General features: G+C 76.0%; 2 protein-coding genes. One reads left to right on the top strand and one right to left on the bottom strand.

Annotation, left to right across the window (positions count from 1 at the left end; all coding sequences use genetic code 11):
- A partial coding sequence (locus AB0J52_RS36235; protein WP_500187429.1) for a histidine kinase occupies positions 1–1,462 on the top strand: 1,462 nt, incomplete at its 5' end.
- Positions 1,463–1,490: 28 nt separating this feature from the next.
- Here the strand turns inward: AB0J52_RS36235 and AB0J52_RS36230 are convergent.
- The coding region (locus AB0J52_RS36230; RefSeq protein ID WP_500187428.1) for an acyl-CoA dehydrogenase family protein at positions 1,491–2,455 on the bottom strand (965 nt) is incomplete at its 5' end.

Genomic DNA, 2,455 nt, shown 5'->3' with positions numbered 1-2,455 from the left:
CGAGCACCACGCCGCCGCCGCGGCCGAGCGCGAGCGGCTGGCCCGCGACCTGCACGACGTGGCGGGCCACCACCTGAGCGCGGTGGTCGTGCACAGCGGGGCGGTGGCGTCGGTGCCGGACCCGGCGCTGGCCGCCCGGGCGCTGGAGGCCGCCGCCGAGACCGGGCGCGACGTGCTCGCGGCCCTCGCCCGGCTGGTGGACGAGGTCGAACCGGACGGGCAGGCGGGCGAGGGCCTGGCCGCGCTGCTCCCGCCGCTGTGCGAGGGCATCCGGCGGCTCGGGACGCCGGTTACCCTCGACGTCGAGGGCCGGGCGCGCAGACTGCCGCCGCAGGTCGTGACGGCGGCGTACCGGATCGTCCAGGAGTCGCTGACCAACGCCATGCGGTACGCCTCCGGCGCGCCCGTGGAGATCTCCGTCCGCTACGTGCCGGGCGCGGTGGAGGTCGAGGTCGGCAACGGCGTCCCGGAGGTCGAGGGATACGTCCCGCCGCTCGGCACCGGCCGGGGCGTCGCCGGGATGCGGGCGCGGGCCGTGGCGCTGGGCGGGACGCTGGCGGCGGGTCCGGACGGGGGCGGCGGCTGGCGGGTCCGCGCCGGGCTTCCCACGGGCGTCGCGGACGGCCGTCGGCACGGCTGGCCCGAGGTCGTGGACGGCATCCTGATCGTCCAGTCGGTGCTGCTGCCCGCGCTGATCGCGTTCGTGCCGCCCGAGCCGGTGCTGACCGGCTGGACGTTCGGGTCGATCGCGCTCCTGGTCGCGGCGTTCCTGCTGCGGGCGCTGCCGCTGTGGTGGCGGCGGCACGCCCCCTACGCCGTCCTGGCCTGGACGACCGGGTTCGACATCGTCTGGGCCTGCACCGCCGGGACGACCCGGACCGCCATGACCGGGCTCCTGCTCGTCGGCGCGACCACCCTGGTCAGCGCCGTGTACGCGGTCGCCGCCTACGCCCGGCGCGGCGTCCCGGCCTGGCCGGCGCCGCTGGTCGCCGCGGTCGCCTGGGCGGCGACGTTCGGCGCCGGGTTCGCCCGGCTCGGCGGCACCTCGGCGCTGCTACCGGGCCTGCTCATCGGCTACGCCCTCGGGCTGGCGCTGTTCGTGCCCGCGTGGCTGCTCGGCAAGGCGGTGGTGACCCGCGGGCACCGCTGGGAGAACGCGGCGCTGGAGACCATGGCCGCCCGGGCGGGCGCGGCCGTCACCGCGGAGCGGCACCGCGTCACCCAGGGGCTGCGCGGCACCGTCCTGGACCGGACGGCCCGGTTCGTCCGGGTCGCCGAGGACGCCCTCGCCGACCCGGACGCCGACCGGTCCGCCGCGCTGACCGAGGTCGCCGCGCACGCGCGCGCCGCCCTCACCGACATGCGCGCGCTGCTGGAGTCCCTGCGCCCGCTGACCGCCGCCCCCGAACCCGCGGGTCCCCGGCCGGCCGACTCGTTGGCGCCGCGGCCGGCCGGCCCGTAGGCGGCGCGGCGGCCGGATCGTGGCCGGCTCAGTACGACTTGGGCAGCCCCAGCGAGTGCTGCGCCACGAAGTTCAGGATCATCTCGCGGCTGACCGGCGCGATCCGCATGAGCCGGACGACCCCCGCGAGCATCCCGACGCCGTACTCGGTGGTCAGGCCGTTGCCGCCGTGCGTCTGGATGGCCGTGTCCACGCAGTGGATCGCGGCCTCGGCGGTGGCGTACTTGGCCATGTTCGCGGCCTCGCCCGCGCCCATGTCGTCGCCCTCGTCGTACAGCCAGGCCGCCTTCTGCGCCATGAGCCGGGCGAGCTCCAGCTCGACCTTGGCCTGCGCGAGCGGGTGCGCGACGCCCTGGTGCGCGCCGATCGGCGTCTTGAACACCTGCCGCTGCCCGGCGTAGGCCACCGCCTTGCCGAGGGCCAGCCGGCCGATGCCCGCCCCCATCGCGGACGCCATGATCCGCTCGGGGTTGAGGCCGGCGAACAGTTGCAGCAGCCCGCCGTCCTCGTCGCCGACCAGCGCCTCATAGGGCAGCCGGACCTCGTCCAGGTGGCAGATGAACTGCTTCTCCGGCGAGATGATCTCCATCTCGATCGGGGTGAAGGTGAAGCCGGGCGCGTCGGTCGGGACGATGAACAGCGACGGCCGCAGGTTGCCCTTCTGGTCCTGGGTGCGGCTGACGAACAGCACGGCGTCGGCCTCGTCCACGCCGGAGATGAAGGTCTTCTGCCCCGACAGCACCCAGCCGTCGCCGTCCCGGCGCGCGGTCGTGGTGATCCGGTGCGAGTTGGACCCGGCGTCCGGCTCGGTGATCGCGAACGCCATCTTCACCGACCCGTCGGCGAACCGCGGCAGCCAGTGCTTCCGCTGGTCCTCGGTACCGGACCGCGCGATGATCGTCGCGCAGATCGCCGGGGACACCACCATCAGCAGCAGCGGGCACCCGGCGGCGGCCAGCTCCTCGCAGACCGCCGCGAGGTCGCCGATGCCGC

This window comes from Spirillospora sp. NPDC049652, from assembly GCF_040675125.1.
GTDB lineage: Bacteria > Actinomycetota > Actinomycetes > Streptosporangiales > Streptosporangiaceae > Spirillospora.
The sequence above is the reverse complement of the archived record's forward strand: the minus strand, read 5'-3'. Positions and strand labels throughout refer to the sequence as shown.